Source organism: Affinirhizobium capsici (assembly GCF_977018625.1).
Map to the genome: position 1 here is coordinate 115,927 of NZ_CDRNXD010000004.1, position 17,435 is coordinate 133,361.

The window sequence follows — 17,435 nt, forward strand, 5'->3', positions numbered from 1 at the left end:
CCGGCAGATGTCGGCCCTTGCTGCTGTTCAAGCGAAAATTGAAATTACTGATGGGCGATTGTCGAGGCAGAGGCCACGCGGGTCATTTCACCGTTGAGCTCTTGTCTTCGAAACACAATCCGCTTCAGGGTATCTGTCTCTCGGGACGCATGGTGGCGGGCCGCCTTCAATGCCAAGGCATAAGAGGGATAGGATGCGGAAACGCGTCCATCCAACACGTAAACCCAGCCGGTAGAATGCGGAATGATGTCGAAGCATTTTTCCATCTTGACGGGCCCTCCCAAGCCCGGCCCCGTAACTGGCGGCAGTGAAGAAGGTTCCCGCAGCTGAAAAAAAGTTTTTTAGCTCTTGCTAGTTTTAGATGCAGCGCACAAAATCGTTTTGGGTACGGAACCTTTTAGATTTCTCTAACGTTATCGTTGTCGGGCGAATGGAGAGGCATATGGCGGATTCCGAAAATTGGATAAAACAGCGCGCTTATGAGTTGTGGGAGGCCGATGGTCGTCCGCATGGAAAGCATGATGAACATTGGCAGCAGGCGGCAGCCGAGTTCAAGGCCAAGCATAATGGCAAATCTCCGGTTTCAGCTTCCAAAGCGCCAGCAAAGCGCAAGGCGCCGGTAAAGGCCGAGCCTGTTGCAAGCGACCCATCAATTGAAACATCCGCGAAACCGAAAAAAGCCAAGGCTTCATTGAAGCCTATGCCTCCGGTTGCGGACCCTTCGCCGAAGAAGAAGACGCGCAAGGCCACCACGGCCTAATCGCCAATATCTTTACCGGGAATTTGTGACCGTCGCAGCTTCTGCGGCGGCGTGGCGTTGTTTTGACTTCGGGACGGGCATGACTTTCGATCTTCACCATCACTTTATTTCATTTTTTGATTGGAACGGGCGAGGCTTTCGTCACGTTTCGCATGATGCGAAGCATGCGGGTCGGCAGGAACCGTGCATTCGGAGGAAGCCGCGATGATGAACGCCCCGTTGACACTGGATAACCGGTTTAGCCGTGGCGCTGAGCGAAACCGATCGGTTGAGTTCAGCGCGCGCAGGAAAGAAACAGGCCCAATGAAAGTACTCTCGGTCACCTCCGAACTGTTTCCCCTTATCAAGACAGGGGGGCTTGCGGATGTAACAGGGTCTTTGCCGAAGGCGCTTCTGAGTTGCGGAGTGGATACCACAAGCATGCTGCCCGGCTATCCTGTTGTGATGGAGGCCATTGGCGAGCGTATCCCGCTCATGAGCTTTGATGATCTCCTCGGTGAGCGGGCAACGCTCTATCATGCCCGTCATGAAGGACTGGAGCTTTTTATTCTCGACTGCCCAAACCTCTTTGCCCGTGACGGTGGCCCCTATATCGATGGAAGCGGAACCGATCACGCCGATAACTGGAAGCGTTTTGCCGCCCTTTCACGCGCTGCGGCGGACGTGGCAAATGGTGCACTTCCAGGCTGGCAGCCGGACCTCGTTCATACGCATGATTGGCAGGCCGCTCTCACCTCCGTTTACATGCGCGAAATGGGGTGCAATGTACCGGTCGTCTTGACCATCCACAATCTGGCTTTCCAAGGTCAATATGGTGTGGATCGAATGGAGGAGCTTGGTCTTGGCCAGCATCTCTACAGCACGGATTGCCTCGAATATTTTGGCGATATCAGTTACCTCAAGGGCGGATTGCAGACAGCGGACGTCATCACCACGGTCAGCCCCACCTATGCACGCGAAATCCTCACTTCTCGTTTCGGCATGGGACTGGACGGCGTTCTGAACGAGCGCGTCATGTCGCTTCGCGGCATCGTCAACGGTATCGACCTTGATATCTGGAACCCATCCACCGATCCCTATCTGCCCCGGAACTACGATTCCACTACATTGAAGCGCAAGCGGGAAAACCGCGCTGCCTTGATGGAGCGCTTCGGCTTGCAGCAGGGCGATGGCCCGGTGTTTTCTGCCGTGACACGCCTGACATGGCAAAAGGGAATGGACATGTTCGCGGATGCTGCGGATGAAGTTCTGTACCAGGGCGGGCGCGTTATCGTGTTCGGCCAGGGTGACGCTGCCATTCAAGAGGCTTTGCGCCAGACGGCTGCCCGTTTTCCGGGGCGCATGGCTGTTCATGTCGGGTATGACGAACCAACGGCCCACCTCATTCATGGCGGATCGGATGCTATCGTCCAGCCGTCGCGTTTCGAGCCCTGCGGTCTGACCCAGCTTTATGCGCTGCGTTACGGATGTGTGCCTGTCGTTTCCCGCACCGGCGGGCTTTCGGAAACCATCATCGATGCCAATGATGCAGCCATGTCTGCCCGTGTCGCGACGGGTTTCCAATTCCATCCAGTCAACACAGATGGTCTAAGACTGGCATTGCGCCGGGCGCTGGACACTTATGGGGATACGCGCAACTGGGCGCGCCTTCAGAACCAGGGCATGAAAACCCGCTTCTCGTGGGAACGGAGCGCCGAGAAATATGCTGCCATTTATAACAACCTCGTTTCCCGAAGCGAGGAACTGCCGGAACAGCGGCGTTATAGGTAACAAGGCTTGAGACCGCCCAGGCAAAGGGGCGGTCTCGCGACGATCATCTCAACGGCGCTTCTTCTTTGGCGTATCGCCTTCAATCACGGCTTCTGCCTTGCGAAAATCGGCCCATGGATCTTTGTCCAGCGCAGCGAGACGGGCAGGCGTGTTTTCGACAGTAAATTGCGCCGGACCAATATCCTCATTCAGTTCCGACCAATCAAGCGGCATGGAAACCGGTGCGCCCGGACGAGCGCGGGTCGAGTAGGGCGCGACGGCAGTCGCTCCGCGTCCATTGCGCAGATAATCGATCAGAATTTTTCCCCGGCGCTTGGACTTTGTCACCGTCGATACGTAAAGATCGGGGCTATCGCCTGCCATGGCATCAGCCAAGGCCTTCATCGTGGCTTTAACGACCGGCCATTCCGCCTTCGGCTTCACTGGAGCAACCACGTGAAGACCCTTTCCGCCCGAGGTCTTCAAGAAGCCGGTCAGGCCCATGGCTGCCAGCCGTTCGCGCACTTCCTCAGCTCCGGCAATCACCGCGCTCCAGGACGTTCCTTCACCGGGATCAAGATCCATGATGATCATGTCTGGCTTTTCCCAGTTGGAAAGATTGGAGCCCCAAGGATGAACTTCCAGCGTCCCGCCCTGAACGAGGCCCAGCAATCCGTCAAGATCGCGGATCGTTATGCTCTGCGCGCCACTCTTATCCTGTGGGTCTGTCACCAGGCGAACCTGCTTGGTCATTCCGCGCCAAGCATGTTTCTGGAAGAACAGGGGTTTGGTGATCCCATCCGGTCCGCGAAGCAGCGACAATGGACGGTTGACCACGAAAGGCGCCATGAACGGCCAGGCCTGCGCATAGTAATTTGCAAGCCCGGCTTTTGTTACGCCCGCATCCGGCCAATAGATGCGGTCTGGGTGAGTGAGCTTGACCGATCGCTGGGTCTCGGGCGGAGAGGAGGCAGTTTTATCGGAAGCATCTGGCTGGCTTTCACGCACAACCTCTTCCGGTGATTTGTCTTCGCGTAAACCCCGAAACGAAGCGTGGCGTAGATGCGCATCGGCTGTCCAACCGCGAAATTCCACTTCAGCCACGAAACGCGGCTCGGTGAAGATGGCGTCGCGTCGCTCGTCTGCGGTCAGCTTCTGCTTAAACGGGCTCTTTTCCACCCGATTGGGTTCAAGCGTTTTGAAAAGGCTACGGGCAGTTTCAGCGGAATAGCCGGTGCCGACGCGTCCGGCGTAGATCAGCTCCTCATTACGATAGTAGCCCATGATCAGGCTTCCGATTGCCGATTTCGAGACGCTGGACGGGACAAAACCTGCAATGACGAATTCCTGCCGGGCGGAGCACTTGGATTTCACCCAGTCTTTGCTGCGACCGTTCCTGTAAGGCGCATTTGCAATCTTGGAGATAATGCCTTCCAGGCTCAAGCGGCAGGCATGTTTCAACACCAACCCGCCCTCATCGGTGAAGTGCTCGCTATAACGCAGCACAGGCGGGCAATCCCTGCACATCGTTTCCAGCCGCTCCTTGCGTGCGGCTAGGGTAGCGCCGGTTAGGTCCTCGCCGTTCAGATAAAGGAGGTCAAACAGGTGAAATACAAACCTATCCTGCCGGTTCTCGCTCAAATCCTGCTGCAGAAGAGAAAAGTCCGTCGCGCCGCTACCGTTTTCAACCGCAATTTCTCCATCCAGAATGGCGGTCTCGACGGCAAGCGTGGAAAGTGCGTCACGGATTGCTTTTCCAAACCTGTCCGTCCAATCCAATCCCGTGCGGGTCAGCAACGTAACCTTGCCGTTTTGAATGTGCGCTTGCAGTCGGTATCCATCAAGCTTTACCTCATGGAGCCAGCGGCTGCCTGTGGGCGCGGATTTAACCAATGTGGCAAGCTGTGGCTGGACGAAATCCGGCATGTCGGCCTGCTTTGCGCCCTTCATCTTGGTGGCGGGCGAGCCAGAAGTTTTCGTTGCGCTCGAAGTCTTGCGGGGCTTCTTGCCCTTCAATGTCTCTCCGGTTTTGACGGATTCGGGGCGTTCCTCAAGAATATCCACATCATCTACTGTGCGGGCGAACTCATCTTCAGCCTTGATCAAAAGCCAGTTTTCGCGGTTCTCATCCCGGCGGTCCGCCATGCGCACAAGATGCCAGCGGCCTTGCAGCTTTTCTCCCTCCAGCACGAATTCCATATGGCCTTTGCGATATGCCTTCTTCAGGTCGCCGACCGGCGTCCAGGTGCCGCGATCCCACACAATCACATTGCCGGCACCATAATGGCCTTCTGGGATTGTGCCCTCGAAATCTCCATAGTCCAGCGGGTGGTCTTCCACGTGGACGGCCAGCCGCTTTTCGCCGGGAACAAGACTTGGACCCTTTGTCACGGCCCAGCTTTTCAGCACTCCATCCATTTCCAGGCGAAAATCATAATGCAGGCGCCGTGCCGCATGCTTCTGGATAACGAAGCTGTTGCCGCTGGCTTTTGCCTTTTTGCCTCTTGGTTCAGGGGAGGCTTTAAAATCGCGCTTTTGATGATAAGTCTGGAGAGACACGAGTTAGCTCGCTTTCTTCTGCTTGGGAGGCGCGGATGTCTTTGTGGCTTTGGTCTTGCTCTTTGCCGAAGCCTTGGCAGGTGCCTTCTTCGCCTTGGGCTTGTCTGCCCCAGCACTCATCCGCAGCGCTTCCATCAGATCGACGACATTGGTTTCTTTGGGCTTTGGCTTTTTCTTTGGCTTGCGGCCTTCAATTTTTGCTTTCACCAGTTCCTGAAGCGCGCTTTCATAGCGATCATCGAACTCTTGCGGATCGAAACTTCCCTGCTTGGTCTTGATAATGTACTTGGCAAGGTCGAGCATCTCACCCTCGATCTTGAAGGGCTTGATGTCGGAAAAGGCTTCGCTGGCTGAGCGTACCTCGTAATCATAGTTCAAGGTGCTGGCGATCAAGCCGTCGCCATGCGGGCGGATGAGCACGGTTCGCAATCGACGGAACAGAACTGTGCGCGCGAGGGCGGCAACATTGCTGGCCTTCAACCCTTGGCGGATCAGCTCGAACACTTCCATCGACACTTTATCAGCCGGTGCAAGATAATAGGGGCGGTCAAGATAGATGGTATCGACTTCACTGCAGGGAATGAAGGTCTCAAGCGCCAGCGTCTTGTCACTTTCAGGCACGGCATCGGCAATTTCCTGCGGATCGAGCAGGACGTATTCGCCGCTCGAAATCTCATAGCCTTTGACGATATCCTCGCGCTCGACCTCATCGCCTGTGTCTGCATCGACCATCTGGCGGTGCACCCGGTTGCCGGTCCGGCGATTGATGATGTGAAAGCTGACCCGGTCAGAGGTGGAGGCCGCGGTATATAGACTAACGGCGCAGCTGAGTTCGCCAAGCGTCAGATGCCCTTTCCAATTTGCGCGAGGTGCCACGACAAGTCTCCTTTTAAGAAGACTCGCTGAACAGGAAACAGGCCGCAATTGTTCCGGCACTGCCGCTTCTTCCGTACGATTCCAGACAAGCTGACATATGCTTGTTTTAGGGGAACCAAATAGATGCACGCGACGTTTGCCAGCATCCACACCCCGCCAAGATCCTGGGAGAGGTTTCGAACGGTGTCCGAATCACAGTCGAGTCGCGATCCTGCTCGCGCAGATATTGTCAGGCTCATTCCTGCCCTTCGTGCCTTTGCTCGCACGTTTTGCCGTAATCCCACAGATGCAGATGATCTGGTGCAGGAAACGCTGATGAAGGCGCTTGCCAATCTCGACAAGTTTGAGCCTGGAACAAAGCTGAAGTCGTGGTTGTTCACCATTATGCGCAACACATTTTACACGCGTGCCAAGGTTCTGGGGCGCGAAGCGCCTGGCGTTGAAGAGTGTGTGAGCGGTGACTCTCCGATGGAAGCAACGCAGGAGGTGCAGGCGCGGGCGCGCGAAGTGCAGGAGGCTCTTGCCAAACTGCCACCGCATTACCGGGAGGTATTGACGCTCGTTGCCATCCTTGGAGAAAGCTACGAATCTGCAGCTGAAATCTGCGATTGCGCCGTAGGAACAGTGAAAAGCAGGCTGAACAGGGCGCGGCATCAAATCCTTCAAGAGCTCGGCGAAGAGTGACATTTCTCCACGATGATTTTTAAATCACTCTGCCTGTAAAAATTGCGGGAACTTTTAGAGCGCTCGCAAGTTCACGCGAAGCGGGAGGCCGTCCGGCCTCGATCGTCTGCACCTGCTCTTTAAGGATTTCATTATGCCCGTAACGATCACCGCGATCCTGTTTGCACTTATCGGGATCGCCCTGGCGGCGGGTGGCGCACAGCTATTGATGCTGGGGGATAGTGCCTACTATCTCATCACCGGCATAGCGTTTCTCGTCACCGCTGTTTTGCTTTTCCTCCGGCGCGCGGAAGCGCTTTGGCTCTATGCTCTCATTGTCCTCGGTTCGCTCGGTTGGGCGATCTGGGAAGTTGGCTTCGATTGGTGGCAGCTTGGCCCTCGCGGCGGCGTCATCATCGTGCTTGGGGCTTGGTTGCTTACGCCCTGGATTCGCAAGCCGCTTGGTTTTATCAGCCCCAATACGGGCTATCGATATAGTGCCGTTGCGACGCCGCTTGTTGCATCGCTGGCTCTGGCCCTCCTCATCGCCGTGGTTTCGATGCTGGTAGATATCCACGATCTTTCGGGCGAACTTCCGGAAGAACAGGTTGCAGCAGCGCCTGCCATGGGAGGCAATGTGCCTCCGGGTGAATGGCACCAGTACGGTCGTACCCCCTATGGTCAGCGTTACTCGCCACTTGACCAGATCAACGTCAAGAATGTTGGCGATCTGACAGAAGTCTGGCGTTACCAGACTGGCGATGTGAAGCTGCCTGAAGATGTGGGTGAGACCACCTATCAGGTGACCCCGCTCAAGATCGGCAATTCTCTCTATCTTTGCACGCCGCACAATTGGGCCATTGCGCTTGATGCGACTACCGGCAAGCAGAAGTGGAAATATGACGCGAATGTGGGCCTCAACCCTGACCGTCAGCACCAGACCTGCCGTGGTGTAACCTATTACAAAGATCCACAGGCGGCAGCTGGCGCAGCCTGTGCCGAGCGCGTCTATCTTCCCACGTCCGATGCTCGTCTCATCGCTCTCGATGCAGCAAATGGGCAGGTCTGCCCAAGCTTTGCGGAAAATGGCGTCCTGCAGCTCGAGCAGAAAATGCGCTTTAACCCAGCGGGTTATTATTACTCCACGTCTCCGCCAGTGATTGCCGCTGGCAAGATCATAATCGGCGGTGCGGTCAACGATAACTATTCGACTGAAGAACAGTCCGGTGTTATCCGCGCCTTTGACGTCAATACGGGACAGTTGGTGTGGAATTGGGATTCGGGCAATCCGACCCAGACACAGCCGCTGCCAGAGGGCCAGAAATACACCACCAACTCGCCCAACAGCTGGTCCGTCTTCAGTGTCGATGAAGAACTGGGTCTCGTTTACATTCCGCTTGGTAATCAGGTGCCAGATCAGCTTGGCATGAACCGCTCGGAAAATGTCGAAAAGTATTCAGCCGGTATTGTGGCACTTGACGTCAACACGGGCGCCGATCGCTGGATGCGTCAGTTCGTCCACCACGATCTGTGGGATATGGACGTTCCGGCACAGCCTGTTCTGATCAACCTGAAGAAGGAAGATGGTGCCATGGTTCCGGCTCTTGTCGGACCAACCAAGCAGGGTGACATCTATGTTCTCGATCGCCGCAGCGGCGAGCCGATCATTCCTGTCACGGAACAGCCGGCGCCTGGCGGTGCCATCCCGGAAGATCGTACCTCGCCAACGCAGCCTATCTCTGCCCTCAACTTCCGTCCGCGCACCCTGGAAGGTCGCGACATGTGGGGCGTCACCATGTTTGACCAGATGGTGTGCCGCATCCGCTTGAAGCAGCTTAAATATGAAGGCCAATACACACCGCCTTCATTGCAGGGCTCACTCATCTATCCGGGCAATTTCGGCACCTTCAACTGGGGTTCCGTCGCAGTTGATCCGGAACGGATGGTCATGTTTGGCATGCCTACCTACCTCGCCTTCACCTCGCAGCTCGTTCCGCGTTCGGAAGTGCCGCCGAAGGGGCAGGACGAAAAGGGTTCCGAACAGGGGCTGAACCGTAATGACGGCGCACCTTATGCCGTGAAGATGGGCCCATTCCTTGGTCCGCTTCAGATTCCGTGCCAGGCTCCGCCATGGGGCTATGTGACCGGCGCTGACCTTCGCAACGGCAAGATTGCCTACAAACACAAGAATGGTACGGTGTATGACATGACGCCGCTGCCGCTGCCATTCAAGGTAGGTGTGCCAGGCATCGGTGGACCGATGATCACCAAGGGTGGTGTCGCCTTCCTCGGCGCAGCTGTCGACAACTTCCTGCGCGCTTATGATCTGACCAGCGGCAAGCAGCTGTGGGAAGCGCGTCTTCCAGCAGGCGGCCAGGCGACACCAATGACCTACTCGGTCGATGACGGTCGTCAGTTCGTGGTGATGGTGGCAGGTGGCCACGGTTCGATTGGCACCAAGCCAGGCGACTATGTAATTGCCTACGCACTGCCCAAGAAATAACGGCGGGGAGCTTCGGCTCCCCCACTTCAAGTCTTGAAGCAAGAAGCCCGGCGCATACCTGCGCCGGGCTTCTTGTATCATATTACGAACGATGAATTTACGGCTGTTCAGCAATCAGAGCGTTCACAACCCTGTCCACGCCCGGCACGCTCAGTGCCACTTCCTCGGCGCGCTGAATTTCACCTTTCAGGAACACGCGACCGCCGAGTTCGATGGTGGGACCCTTGGCCGTCACCTTCACGTTGGATGCGTCCAACCCGCCAGCGCTGGCAAGCGCTGCGGCAACAGTGGTTTCCAGCATGGCCTGTGGCGGAAACTCCTGTTCGACAACCGGGTCTTCCCGATGAAAGGTGGGATGCTTGAATACCATGATGCGTCTCCTCCATGTTTATGGTTTGGAGAGGTAACGCTCGAAATTGGAATTCGTTCATGTTCTCTGCAAGACCATACTAATAGCAGAGCGTAACTCATCCTGTGTAAATGGCTTTGTGAGCTTTTGGAGTGAACCGCCTTTGCCATTTGGGACTTCGGCATAGCCGGTTGCCAGAATGACGGGCAGATCGCTTCGGCGCTCCAGAATGGCGGTCGCCAGTTCGGTACCTGTCATGCGCGGCATGGAATGATCGGTGATGACCAGATCAATGTCAGGGCGTTCATCCAGAAGCCGCAATGCCTCGTCACCGCTGTAAGCTTCCAAGGGCGTGTGACCCAGGTCTTCCAGCATCATTGTGGTGTTCATCAGCACAAGACCGTCGTCATCGACGGCGAGTACGGTGAGGGGACGATTAACGCTCAAAACATCTTGCATGACTGGCTCGGCATTCTCCGTTTCAAGTTGCGGTCTTGCCGCAACTGGAGCTGCCGGAAAGACCATCGACACGGTTGTTCCCGCGCCGGGCTTGCTAAGAATACGCAAGTGACCACTAGATTGTTCCATCAGGCCATGCACCATGGCGAGCCCGAGACCGGTGCCTTTGCCGATCCCTTTGGTGGTAAAAAAGGGTGCGGTGGCATGGGATAAAGTCTCTTCATCCATGCCATGTCCTTCGTCTTTGACATAGAGTTCGACGCCCGGTTCCGACACCTGTGAAGTTACCTGGAACGGCTGGGAACGCCGTACACCAATCAAGATCTTTCCGCCGTTCGGCATGGCATCACGGGCGTTCATGATGAGGTTGAGGAGTGCCATTTCCAGCTGGTTGGCATCGGTCAGCACTTCGGGAATATCCTCCTCGAAGTCCGTTTCAAGCTCAATATCGGGATCAAGAAACCGCAAGGCCAGTTCCAGCATTCCCGAGGCCAAGGCAACCGGCTTTACCGGACCTACGTCCAAATCCTGCCGACGTGAAAATGCCAGGAGACGCCGGGTGAGCGTTGCACCGCGTTCTGCTCCCAAAAGTGCGCTTCTGACCAATGCCTGACATTCGGTATCTTCTGGCAGACGCTTTTGCAAAAGCGTGAGCGAACCCAGGATGGCGGTGAGCAAATTGTTGAAATCATGCGCGATTCCACCGGTCATCTGGCCGATGGCTTCCAGCTTCTGTGCTTGGAACAGTTCTTCTCGCGCCTTGGCGAGCGCCAGTTGTGCCTCGCGCTTTTCGCTAATGTCGCGCGTAATCTTGGCAAAGCCCAGGAGATTGCCTTCGTCGTCGCGAATGGCATCAATGACAATACTGGCCCAGAAGCGCGTGCCATCCTTGCGCACCCGCCAGCCTTCGTTTTCAAAACGTCCTTCGCGTGCCGCCACGTCCAAACCACGCCAGGGCTCTCGTTTTTCCCGGTCTTCGGGCGTGTAGAAATTGGAGAAATGAAGCCCAACGATTTCCTCCGCATCGTAGCCCTTCAGGCGTCTTGCTCCCGGATTCCAGCTCGCAACATGGCCATCCTGATCAAGCATGTAGATGGCGTAGTCGATGATGGATTCGATCAGCAGCCTGTATCGGTCCTGCACCTGACGTCGCACAGTCCGGCCTTCGGCCATATTCCGCATCTCCCACCAGCATTCACAGCAGTGCCGAACATCGCTCATATCGAAAAGTTTCAGGACCGAGCAAATTGTATGCTGGTTGACTCAAAACGGCTGCCGATGTACGACTGACGAAATTCAAAATTCGTCATTCATTAGAAGGTAGCGATGATTGAACCTATGACAGCCGCGGCGGAAGCCTCCCGTCAAGAAAATGTGGAGAAGATTCTCGACAGTGCTGAGCGTCTCTTCAAGCATTACGGCTATACGAAAACCAATGTTGCAGATATCGCCCGCGACCTCTCAATGTCGCCTGCGAATATCTACCGCTTCTTTTCCTCCAAGTCTGATATTCATCAGGCATTGGCCAAGAGAATGCTGTCTATACAATATGATATGTTGCAATTGAATTCAGTCAGAAAAGTGTCTTCGTCGATAAGATTAAAAGATCACGTTCTTATGCAGCATCGTATGACTGTCGAGACTATGATGGACGAAGAAAAGGTCCATGAAATGGTCGTGATTGCGATGGATCAGCAATGGCCCGTTATTGAAGAGCATATCAGCAAGGTCAGAGTTTTAGTGGAGCGGATCATTGCTGAAGGAATAGCCGCTGGTGAGTTTCGGGATCAGAATACACGCCTTGCTGCTGAGTGGTTCATGAATTCAGGCGTCTGTCTGTGTCATCCGCAGTTGATCACCAAAACGCTCGCATCTGATGATGTTCTGACGCCAGAACAACTCGTCGACTATTCCCTGCGAGCGCTCAAGTAGGTTTCGGCTTCCTGGAGAGGGGCCTTTGTGACAGGAGTCATGAAAATGTTGTTCGATAGACTGGGGAAGCTGAGCGCTGCCGGTGTGGTGGTCCTGATCGGCTTGACAAGTTGCTCTGAAGAAAAAGTTGCCGAAGCGCCGGTCATACGTCCGGTCAAGGTGGTCGAGGTAAAGGCACCGCAACAGGGCGCCTCTCTTACCTATTCCGGTGCCGTTCGCGCTCGAACCGAAATCCCCATGGGCTTCCGGGTGGATGGCAAGGTTACGCAGCGTCTGGTCGATGTCGGCCAGCGAGTAAAGGCGGGCGATGTGCTGGCCAAGCTCGATTCCACGGATTACGAGCTTTCCGTTCGCCAAGCCGAGGCTGAGCTGGCCTCTGCTGAGAAGCAGGTGGAGATCAGCCAGCTTGCATTGAAACGCGCGCAGACGCTTCAGCAGCAGAACGTGACATCCCAATCTCAGTTGGAGCAGGCTCAACTTTCCTCCCAGCAGGCCATTGCCAGCCGTGATGCGGCAGCCTCTTCACTGGATCAGGCGCGCAATCGTGTGACCTATTCTGTGTTGAATGCTGATGTTCCCGGTCTTGTGACGGCAGTGAGCGCGGAGGCGGGACAGGTTCTTGCCGCCGGTACGCCGGTGCTGACCATCGCCGAAGATGGCGAAAAGGAAGCTGTGATTGCCGTGCCGGAAGGCGATATTGCCCAGTTTGAACCGGGCAAGACGGTAAAGGCCTCCTTCTGGTTCGATCAGAAGCTCGTCGTTGATGGTAAGGTGCGTGAAGTGGCAGGCAGCGCCGATGCGCAGTCGCGAACATTCGCAGTTCGCGTGAGCCTTCCGGACGATCCACGAATTCGTTTGGGTGTCACAGCAACGGTGACTGCGGTCTCAGATGCGGTTGCGCAAACATTCGAACTTCCCCTGACCGCCTTGACCAAGCAGGACGACAAATCCGTCGTCTGGGTTGTTGATCCCGATACGAAGAAGGTAAGCCCTCGCACTGTCACTATTGGTGGCTTCACCGCCGATGGAGTGCGGATCGGTTCTGGCCTTGCTGCTGGCGATCTGGTGGTGGCCGCTGGTACGCAATTCATGCAGCCGGATTTGGAAGTCAACCTGAGCGCGGAACCGGCAAAGCCAGAGGGCGATGCGGGTAAAGCCGCGTCTCCTGCGAATACGTAAGCGGCGAGCGAGGATCAAAACATGACTTCGTCTCGTCCCACTGGCGGCAAGCAACCATTCAACCTTTCGCGCTGGGCTATTGCCCATCCCAGCATTGGCCGCTTTCTCTTCGGCATCATCATCATTGTGGGAGGCCTTGGCATCCTCAATATGGGCCAGAAGGAAGATCCTGACTTTACCTTCCGCGTCATGGTTGTGCAGGCGGTATGGCCGGGCGCTTCCATTCAGGAAATGCAGGATCAAGTCGTCAACAAGATCGAGCGGAAGCTTCAGGAAACGCCGCATCTCGATTGGGTGAAATCCTATACCCGTGCCGGTTTCTCCATCACGACGATCCAGATCAAGGGCAACACCAACTCCGCACAGGTGGCGGATGCCTTCTATCAGGTTCGCAAGAAGGTGCGTGATATCGAGCAGGATTTGCCATCGGGCGTGCTCGGCCCCTTCTTCAACGATGAGTTTGGCGATACCTATGTGACGCTGCACGCGATCACCGGTGATGGCTATTCCTATCCCGAACTGAAGGACATAGCGACCCGGGCGCGTGATGTGCTGCTGGCTACCAAGGGCGTTGAGAAGGTCTCCATCCTCGGTGATCAGGATCAGCGCATCTATATTGACATTTCCTCCAAGGCGCTGGCCGAACGCAAGCTGACACTGAACGACATCAAGAATGCGCTGGCTGGCCAGAATAATGTTGACCCGGCAGGCAGTGTGCAGACAGCAACCCGCTCGGTTCGCATTTCCGTTGAAGGCGGCGTGAAGACTCCCGAAGATGTGCGCGAACTGCGCATTCGAAGCGGCGACCAAGTGTTTCGCCTGGGTGATATCGCAACGGTTTCGCCGGGGCTCATTTCGCCCTACGACCGAAAATTCCGTTTCAACGGCAAGGATGCGGTCGAAATCGGCGTAGTCATGCAGAATGGCTACAAGGTCACCGATGTCGGCAAGTGGATCGAAGAAACCTACAGCACATTCGACAAGACACTGCCTTATGGCGTTCAAATCTCGCAGATCGCCAACCAGCCGGAAGTGGTGCATGAAGCCATTGGTGAATTCACCCAGGCGTTGATCGAGGCTCTGGTGATCGTCCTTGTCGTCTCGCTGCTGTCGATCGGCTGGCGATCGGGTATCGTCATTGCCATCTCCATTCCGCTCGTTCTCGCCGCGACCCTTGCCATCATGTATGAGATGGGCATCGAGCTTCAGCGTATTTCGCTGGGCGCTCTCATCATTGCGCTTGGTCTTCTGGTGGATGACGCAATGATTGTGGTGGAAATGATGGAGCGAAAGCTGGAAGAGGGGCTGGAAAAGCTCGACGCTGCCACTTTCGCCTATTCCTCCACCGCTTTCCCCATGTTGACCGGCACGCTGATCACCACGGCTGGTTTCATTCCCGTGGGCTTTGCGGATTCAACGGCTGGCGAATATGTACGCTCGCTTTTCTATGTAGTGGGCATCGCGCTTGTGACCTCTTGGTTCGTGGCGGTCTATTTCACGCCCTGGATCGGCTACATGGTGTTGAAGCAGCGACCGCATGCGGGGACGCATCACGATGTCTATGACACGCGCTTCTATCGTGGGCTGAAAGCCACCGTAACCTGGAGCGTGCGCCATCGTCTGATCGTTCTTGCCGCAACACTTGGCGTGTTCTTCACAAGCCTCTGGGCATTCCAGTTCATCCCGCAAAGCTTTTTCCCGCAATCCTCGCGCCCGGAAATCCTTGTCGATATGTGGTTGCCGGAAGGAACAGCGATCGAAGAAGTAGAACGTCAGGCCAAGGTGCTGGAAGCCAAGATCATGGACGATCCGGACAAGGCCTTTGTTGCAACTTTCATCGGGGAGGGCGCCCCACGCTTCTTCCTGCCGCTGGACCAGCAGTTGCGCAATCCGAACTATGCCCAGCTTCTCGTTATGTCCAAGGGGCTTGAACAGCGTGAGCGTCTGGTTGTGAAGCTGCGTGATATTCTGGCGAAGGACTTCCCCACGGTGCGCGGCAAGGTGGATCGCCTCTTCCTCGGGCCTCCGGTTGGCTGGGCCGTGCAGATGCGCGTCATTGGTCCGGATCGGCAGGAGGTTCGCCGGATTGCCGATCAGGTGAAGCAGCGCTTCCACCAGAATCCGGTTCTTGGCACCATTCATGATGATTGGCTGGAACCGGTAACGGAGATGAAGCTGGTCATCGACCAGGACCGCGCCCGCGCCCTCGGTGTGACCTCGCAGCGTGTACGCCAGATGCTCTTTGCATCCATGTCCGGCGTGACGCTCGATCAGTTCCGTGATGGCGAAGAAACCGTCTCCATCGTGGCTCGCGAGCCGAATGCGACCCGTGATCTGCTGACGGCTGTGAACTCCGTCTATATCCCGACCGATAGCGGCGCGTTTGTGCCGGTATCGCAGATTGCCCGCATTGAGCCGGTACAGGAAAACGGCATCGAATGGCGCCGTGACCGCCTGCCGACCATCACGGTTAAGGCTACAGTGCCGGATAATGTGGAGCCGACCGATATTTCTGCCAAGATGTTTGAGGGAATGGCGGATCTGCGCAAGTCCCTGCCTGCCGGATATAAGGTCGAGATTCAGGGCGGTGCGGAAGATGCCGCCGAAAGCCAGATGTCGATTGCCGCCAAGGCTCCCGTCATGCTCTTCGTCATCCTGACACTGCTGATGATCCAGCTGCAGCATTTCGGCAAAGCCATGCTGGTGTTGGCAACGGGTCCGCTTGGTATCATCGGTGCCGCGTCCGCGCTGTTAATTACAGGTGCGCCGTTCGGCTTCGTTGCAATCCTGGGCGTCATTGCGTTGCTCGGCATCATTATCCGCAACTCAATCATTCTGGTGGATCAGATCGATCAGGATATTGCCGCCGGAATGGCGCGTAGCGAAGCGATCATCGGGGCGGCAGTGCGTCGTTTCCGCCCAATCATGCTGACAGCGCTGGTCGCTGTTCTCGCTCTGATCCCGATTTCCCGCGGTCTGTTCTGGGGACCGCTGGCCTACGCCATGATGGGCGGCATCATGGTGGCAACGGTGCTGACCATTCTTGTTCTTCCGGCGGGCTATGCCCTGTTCTTTGGCAAGGACAAGAAGGGCTCGGCTTCGGGCGATCAGACGAATGAAAACACCTCCAGTCCAGGCTCGCTCAAGCCCTCCGCCGCGGCAGAGTGAGCATCTGGCGGGAGGCGGCGTACCCCTGCCGTCTCCCAACCCATCAGCGGGCGGCGATACGCGTTAAAATAGGTATCGCCGCCCGCTTGCTATTTGAGAGAAAAATTCTCTTTCTCGTCAGTGGATGAGGCGGCGGTTCCTCGTAGGGAGGTGAGGGATTTCGTAGTCTTCGGTCATTCAGTGAAATGCACCGGAGAGTGGAATGAAACGCCTGATAATCCTCGGCACCGCGCTTGCTGCCCTTCTCGCAGCCCCTGCCATGGCCGAGCAGAAGCTTCTCAATGCATCCTACGATGTGGCGCGAGAGCTTTTCGCCGCCGAGAACGAGGCTTTCATCAAGCAGCATCCGGGTGTTTCCATCGATCAATCCCATGCCGGTACCTCAAAACAGGCACGCGCGATTGTGGAGGGTCTGGAAGCGGATGTCGTAACCTTCAATCAGGTGACGGATATCGATTTTCTGGTAAAACAGGGCTTCGTTTCCAAAGATTGGCAGAAGAGCTTTGCAAACGATGCTTCGCCCTTCTATTCCTTCCCATCCTTCCTTGTGCGCGCTGGCAACCCGAAGAATATCAAGGACTGGAACGATCTGATCCGCGATGATGTGAAGGTTGTTTTCCCGAACCCCAAGACTTCCGGCAATGCGCGCTACACCTATCTGGCCGCTACCGCATACGCCAAGGAAGCTTTCAATGGCGATGAGGAGAAGGTCGAAGCCTTTGTGAAGAAGATCTTCGACAACGTGCCTGTCTTCGATACGGGTGGCCGTGCTGCGACGACAACCTTCGTGGAGCGCGAAACAGGTGACGTGCTGATTACCTTCGAGGCAGAAACGCGCGGCATTGCCAAGCAATATGGTGCGGACAAGGTGCAGAGTGTCATTCCGTCCGTATCGTTGCTGGCTGAATTCCCGGTTGCCGTGGTGGACAAGGTTGCCAAAAAGCATGGCACGGAAGAGCTTGCAAAGACCTACCTGAACTTTCTCTACAGCGAAGAGGGTCAGCGGGTTGCAGCCCAGTTCGGCCATCGCGTTCACAATGAAAAGGTGGCGGCTGAATTCAAAAGCGACTTCCCGGAAATACGTCTGGTCAATGTGAATGACGTTTTCGGTGGCTGGGACAAGATTCAAAAAGAACACTTCGCTTCCGGCGGCATTCTCGACACGCTATACGGCAGCCGTTGATTTCTCCTCCCAAGGAAATGGCAACCCGGCGGTAATATGACCGTCGGGTTTGCCT

13 protein-coding genes are annotated in these 17,435 nt (G+C 56.1%); 8 read left to right on the plus strand and 5 right to left on the minus strand.

Annotated elements, in window-relative coordinates; genetic code table 11:
• Window positions 1–44: 44 nt before the first annotated feature.
• On the minus strand, window positions 45–266 hold the full coding sequence (locus AC0JZ1_RS04010) for a hypothetical protein (RefSeq protein ID WP_471881147.1): 222 nt from the start codon (window positions 264–266) through the stop codon (window positions 45–47).
• Window positions 267–442: 176 nt separating this feature from the next.
• On the opposite strand from AC0JZ1_RS04010, the gene AC0JZ1_RS04015 reads away from it, so the two are divergent.
• Window positions 443–760, plus strand: a complete 318-nt coding sequence (locus tag AC0JZ1_RS04015; RefSeq protein WP_471881148.1) for a DUF2934 domain-containing protein — start codon at window positions 443–445, stop codon at window positions 758–760.
• A 303-nt stretch (window positions 761–1,063) separates the two neighbouring features.
• Complete coding sequence (gene glgA / locus AC0JZ1_RS04020; protein ID WP_471883347.1) at window positions 1,064–2,530, plus strand: glycogen synthase GlgA; 1,467 nt, start codon at window positions 1,064–1,066, stop codon at window positions 2,528–2,530.
• A 48-nt stretch (window positions 2,531–2,578) separates the two neighbouring features.
• Here glgA and ligD read toward each other — a convergent pair whose 3' ends face one another.
• Together ligD and ku are read right to left on the minus strand one after the other, a co-directional pair.
• Window positions 2,579–5,068, minus strand: coding sequence for a DNA ligase D (gene ligD, locus AC0JZ1_RS04025; RefSeq protein WP_471881149.1), 2,490 nt, complete (start codon window positions 5,066–5,068; stop codon window positions 2,579–2,581).
• 3 nt (window positions 5,069–5,071) lie between these two features.
• Window positions 5,072–5,944, minus strand: a complete 873-nt coding sequence (ku, locus tag AC0JZ1_RS04030; protein ID WP_471881150.1) for a non-homologous end joining protein Ku — start codon at window positions 5,942–5,944, stop codon at window positions 5,072–5,074.
• A 183-nt stretch (window positions 5,945–6,127) separates the two neighbouring features.
• On the opposite strand from ku, the gene AC0JZ1_RS04035 reads away from it, so the two are divergent.
• Window positions 6,128–6,628, plus strand: coding sequence for a sigma-70 family RNA polymerase sigma factor (locus AC0JZ1_RS04035; RefSeq protein WP_471881151.1), 501 nt, complete (start codon window positions 6,128–6,130; stop codon window positions 6,626–6,628).
• Window positions 6,629–6,761: 133 nt separating this feature from the next.
• Complete coding sequence (locus tag AC0JZ1_RS04040) at window positions 6,762–9,110, plus strand: glucose/quinate/shikimate family membrane-bound PQQ-dependent dehydrogenase (protein WP_471881152.1); 2,349 nt, start codon at window positions 6,762–6,764, stop codon at window positions 9,108–9,110.
• A 97-nt stretch (window positions 9,111–9,207) separates the two neighbouring features.
• Here the strand turns inward: AC0JZ1_RS04040 and AC0JZ1_RS04045 are convergent, their stop codons facing one another.
• Together AC0JZ1_RS04045 and AC0JZ1_RS04050 are read right to left on the minus strand one after the other, a co-directional pair.
• Window positions 9,208–9,480, minus strand: a complete 273-nt coding sequence (locus tag AC0JZ1_RS04045) for a BON domain-containing protein (RefSeq protein WP_471881153.1) — start codon at window positions 9,478–9,480, stop codon at window positions 9,208–9,210.
• A gap of 57 nt (window positions 9,481–9,537) precedes the next feature.
• On the minus strand, window positions 9,538–11,091 hold the full coding sequence (locus AC0JZ1_RS04050; RefSeq protein WP_471881154.1) for a PAS domain S-box protein: 1,554 nt from the start codon (window positions 11,089–11,091) through the stop codon (window positions 9,538–9,540).
• 153 nt (window positions 11,092–11,244) lie between these two features.
• Here AC0JZ1_RS04050 and AC0JZ1_RS04055 point away from each other — a divergent pair, with 153 nt between their 5' ends.
• From AC0JZ1_RS04055 to cysP, 4 genes are all read left to right on the plus strand, one after another.
• A complete protein-coding gene (locus AC0JZ1_RS04055; RefSeq protein ID WP_471881155.1) occupies window positions 11,245–11,850 on the plus strand; it encodes a TetR/AcrR family transcriptional regulator in 606 nt (201 codons plus the stop codon).
• A gap of 39 nt (window positions 11,851–11,889) precedes the next feature.
• On the plus strand, window positions 11,890–13,029 hold the full coding sequence (locus AC0JZ1_RS04060; protein WP_471881156.1) for an efflux RND transporter periplasmic adaptor subunit: 1,140 nt from the start codon (window positions 11,890–11,892) through the stop codon (window positions 13,027–13,029).
• Window positions 13,030–13,050: 21 nt separating this feature from the next.
• Entirely contained in the window at window positions 13,051–16,197 is a 3,147-nt protein-coding gene (locus AC0JZ1_RS04065) for an efflux RND transporter permease subunit (RefSeq protein ID WP_471881157.1), read from the plus strand.
• 202 nt (window positions 16,198–16,399) lie between these two features.
• Entirely contained in the window at window positions 16,400–17,380 is a 981-nt protein-coding gene (cysP, locus tag AC0JZ1_RS04070; protein WP_471881158.1) for a thiosulfate ABC transporter substrate-binding protein CysP, read from the plus strand.
• Window positions 17,381–17,435: the final 55 nt, after the last annotated feature.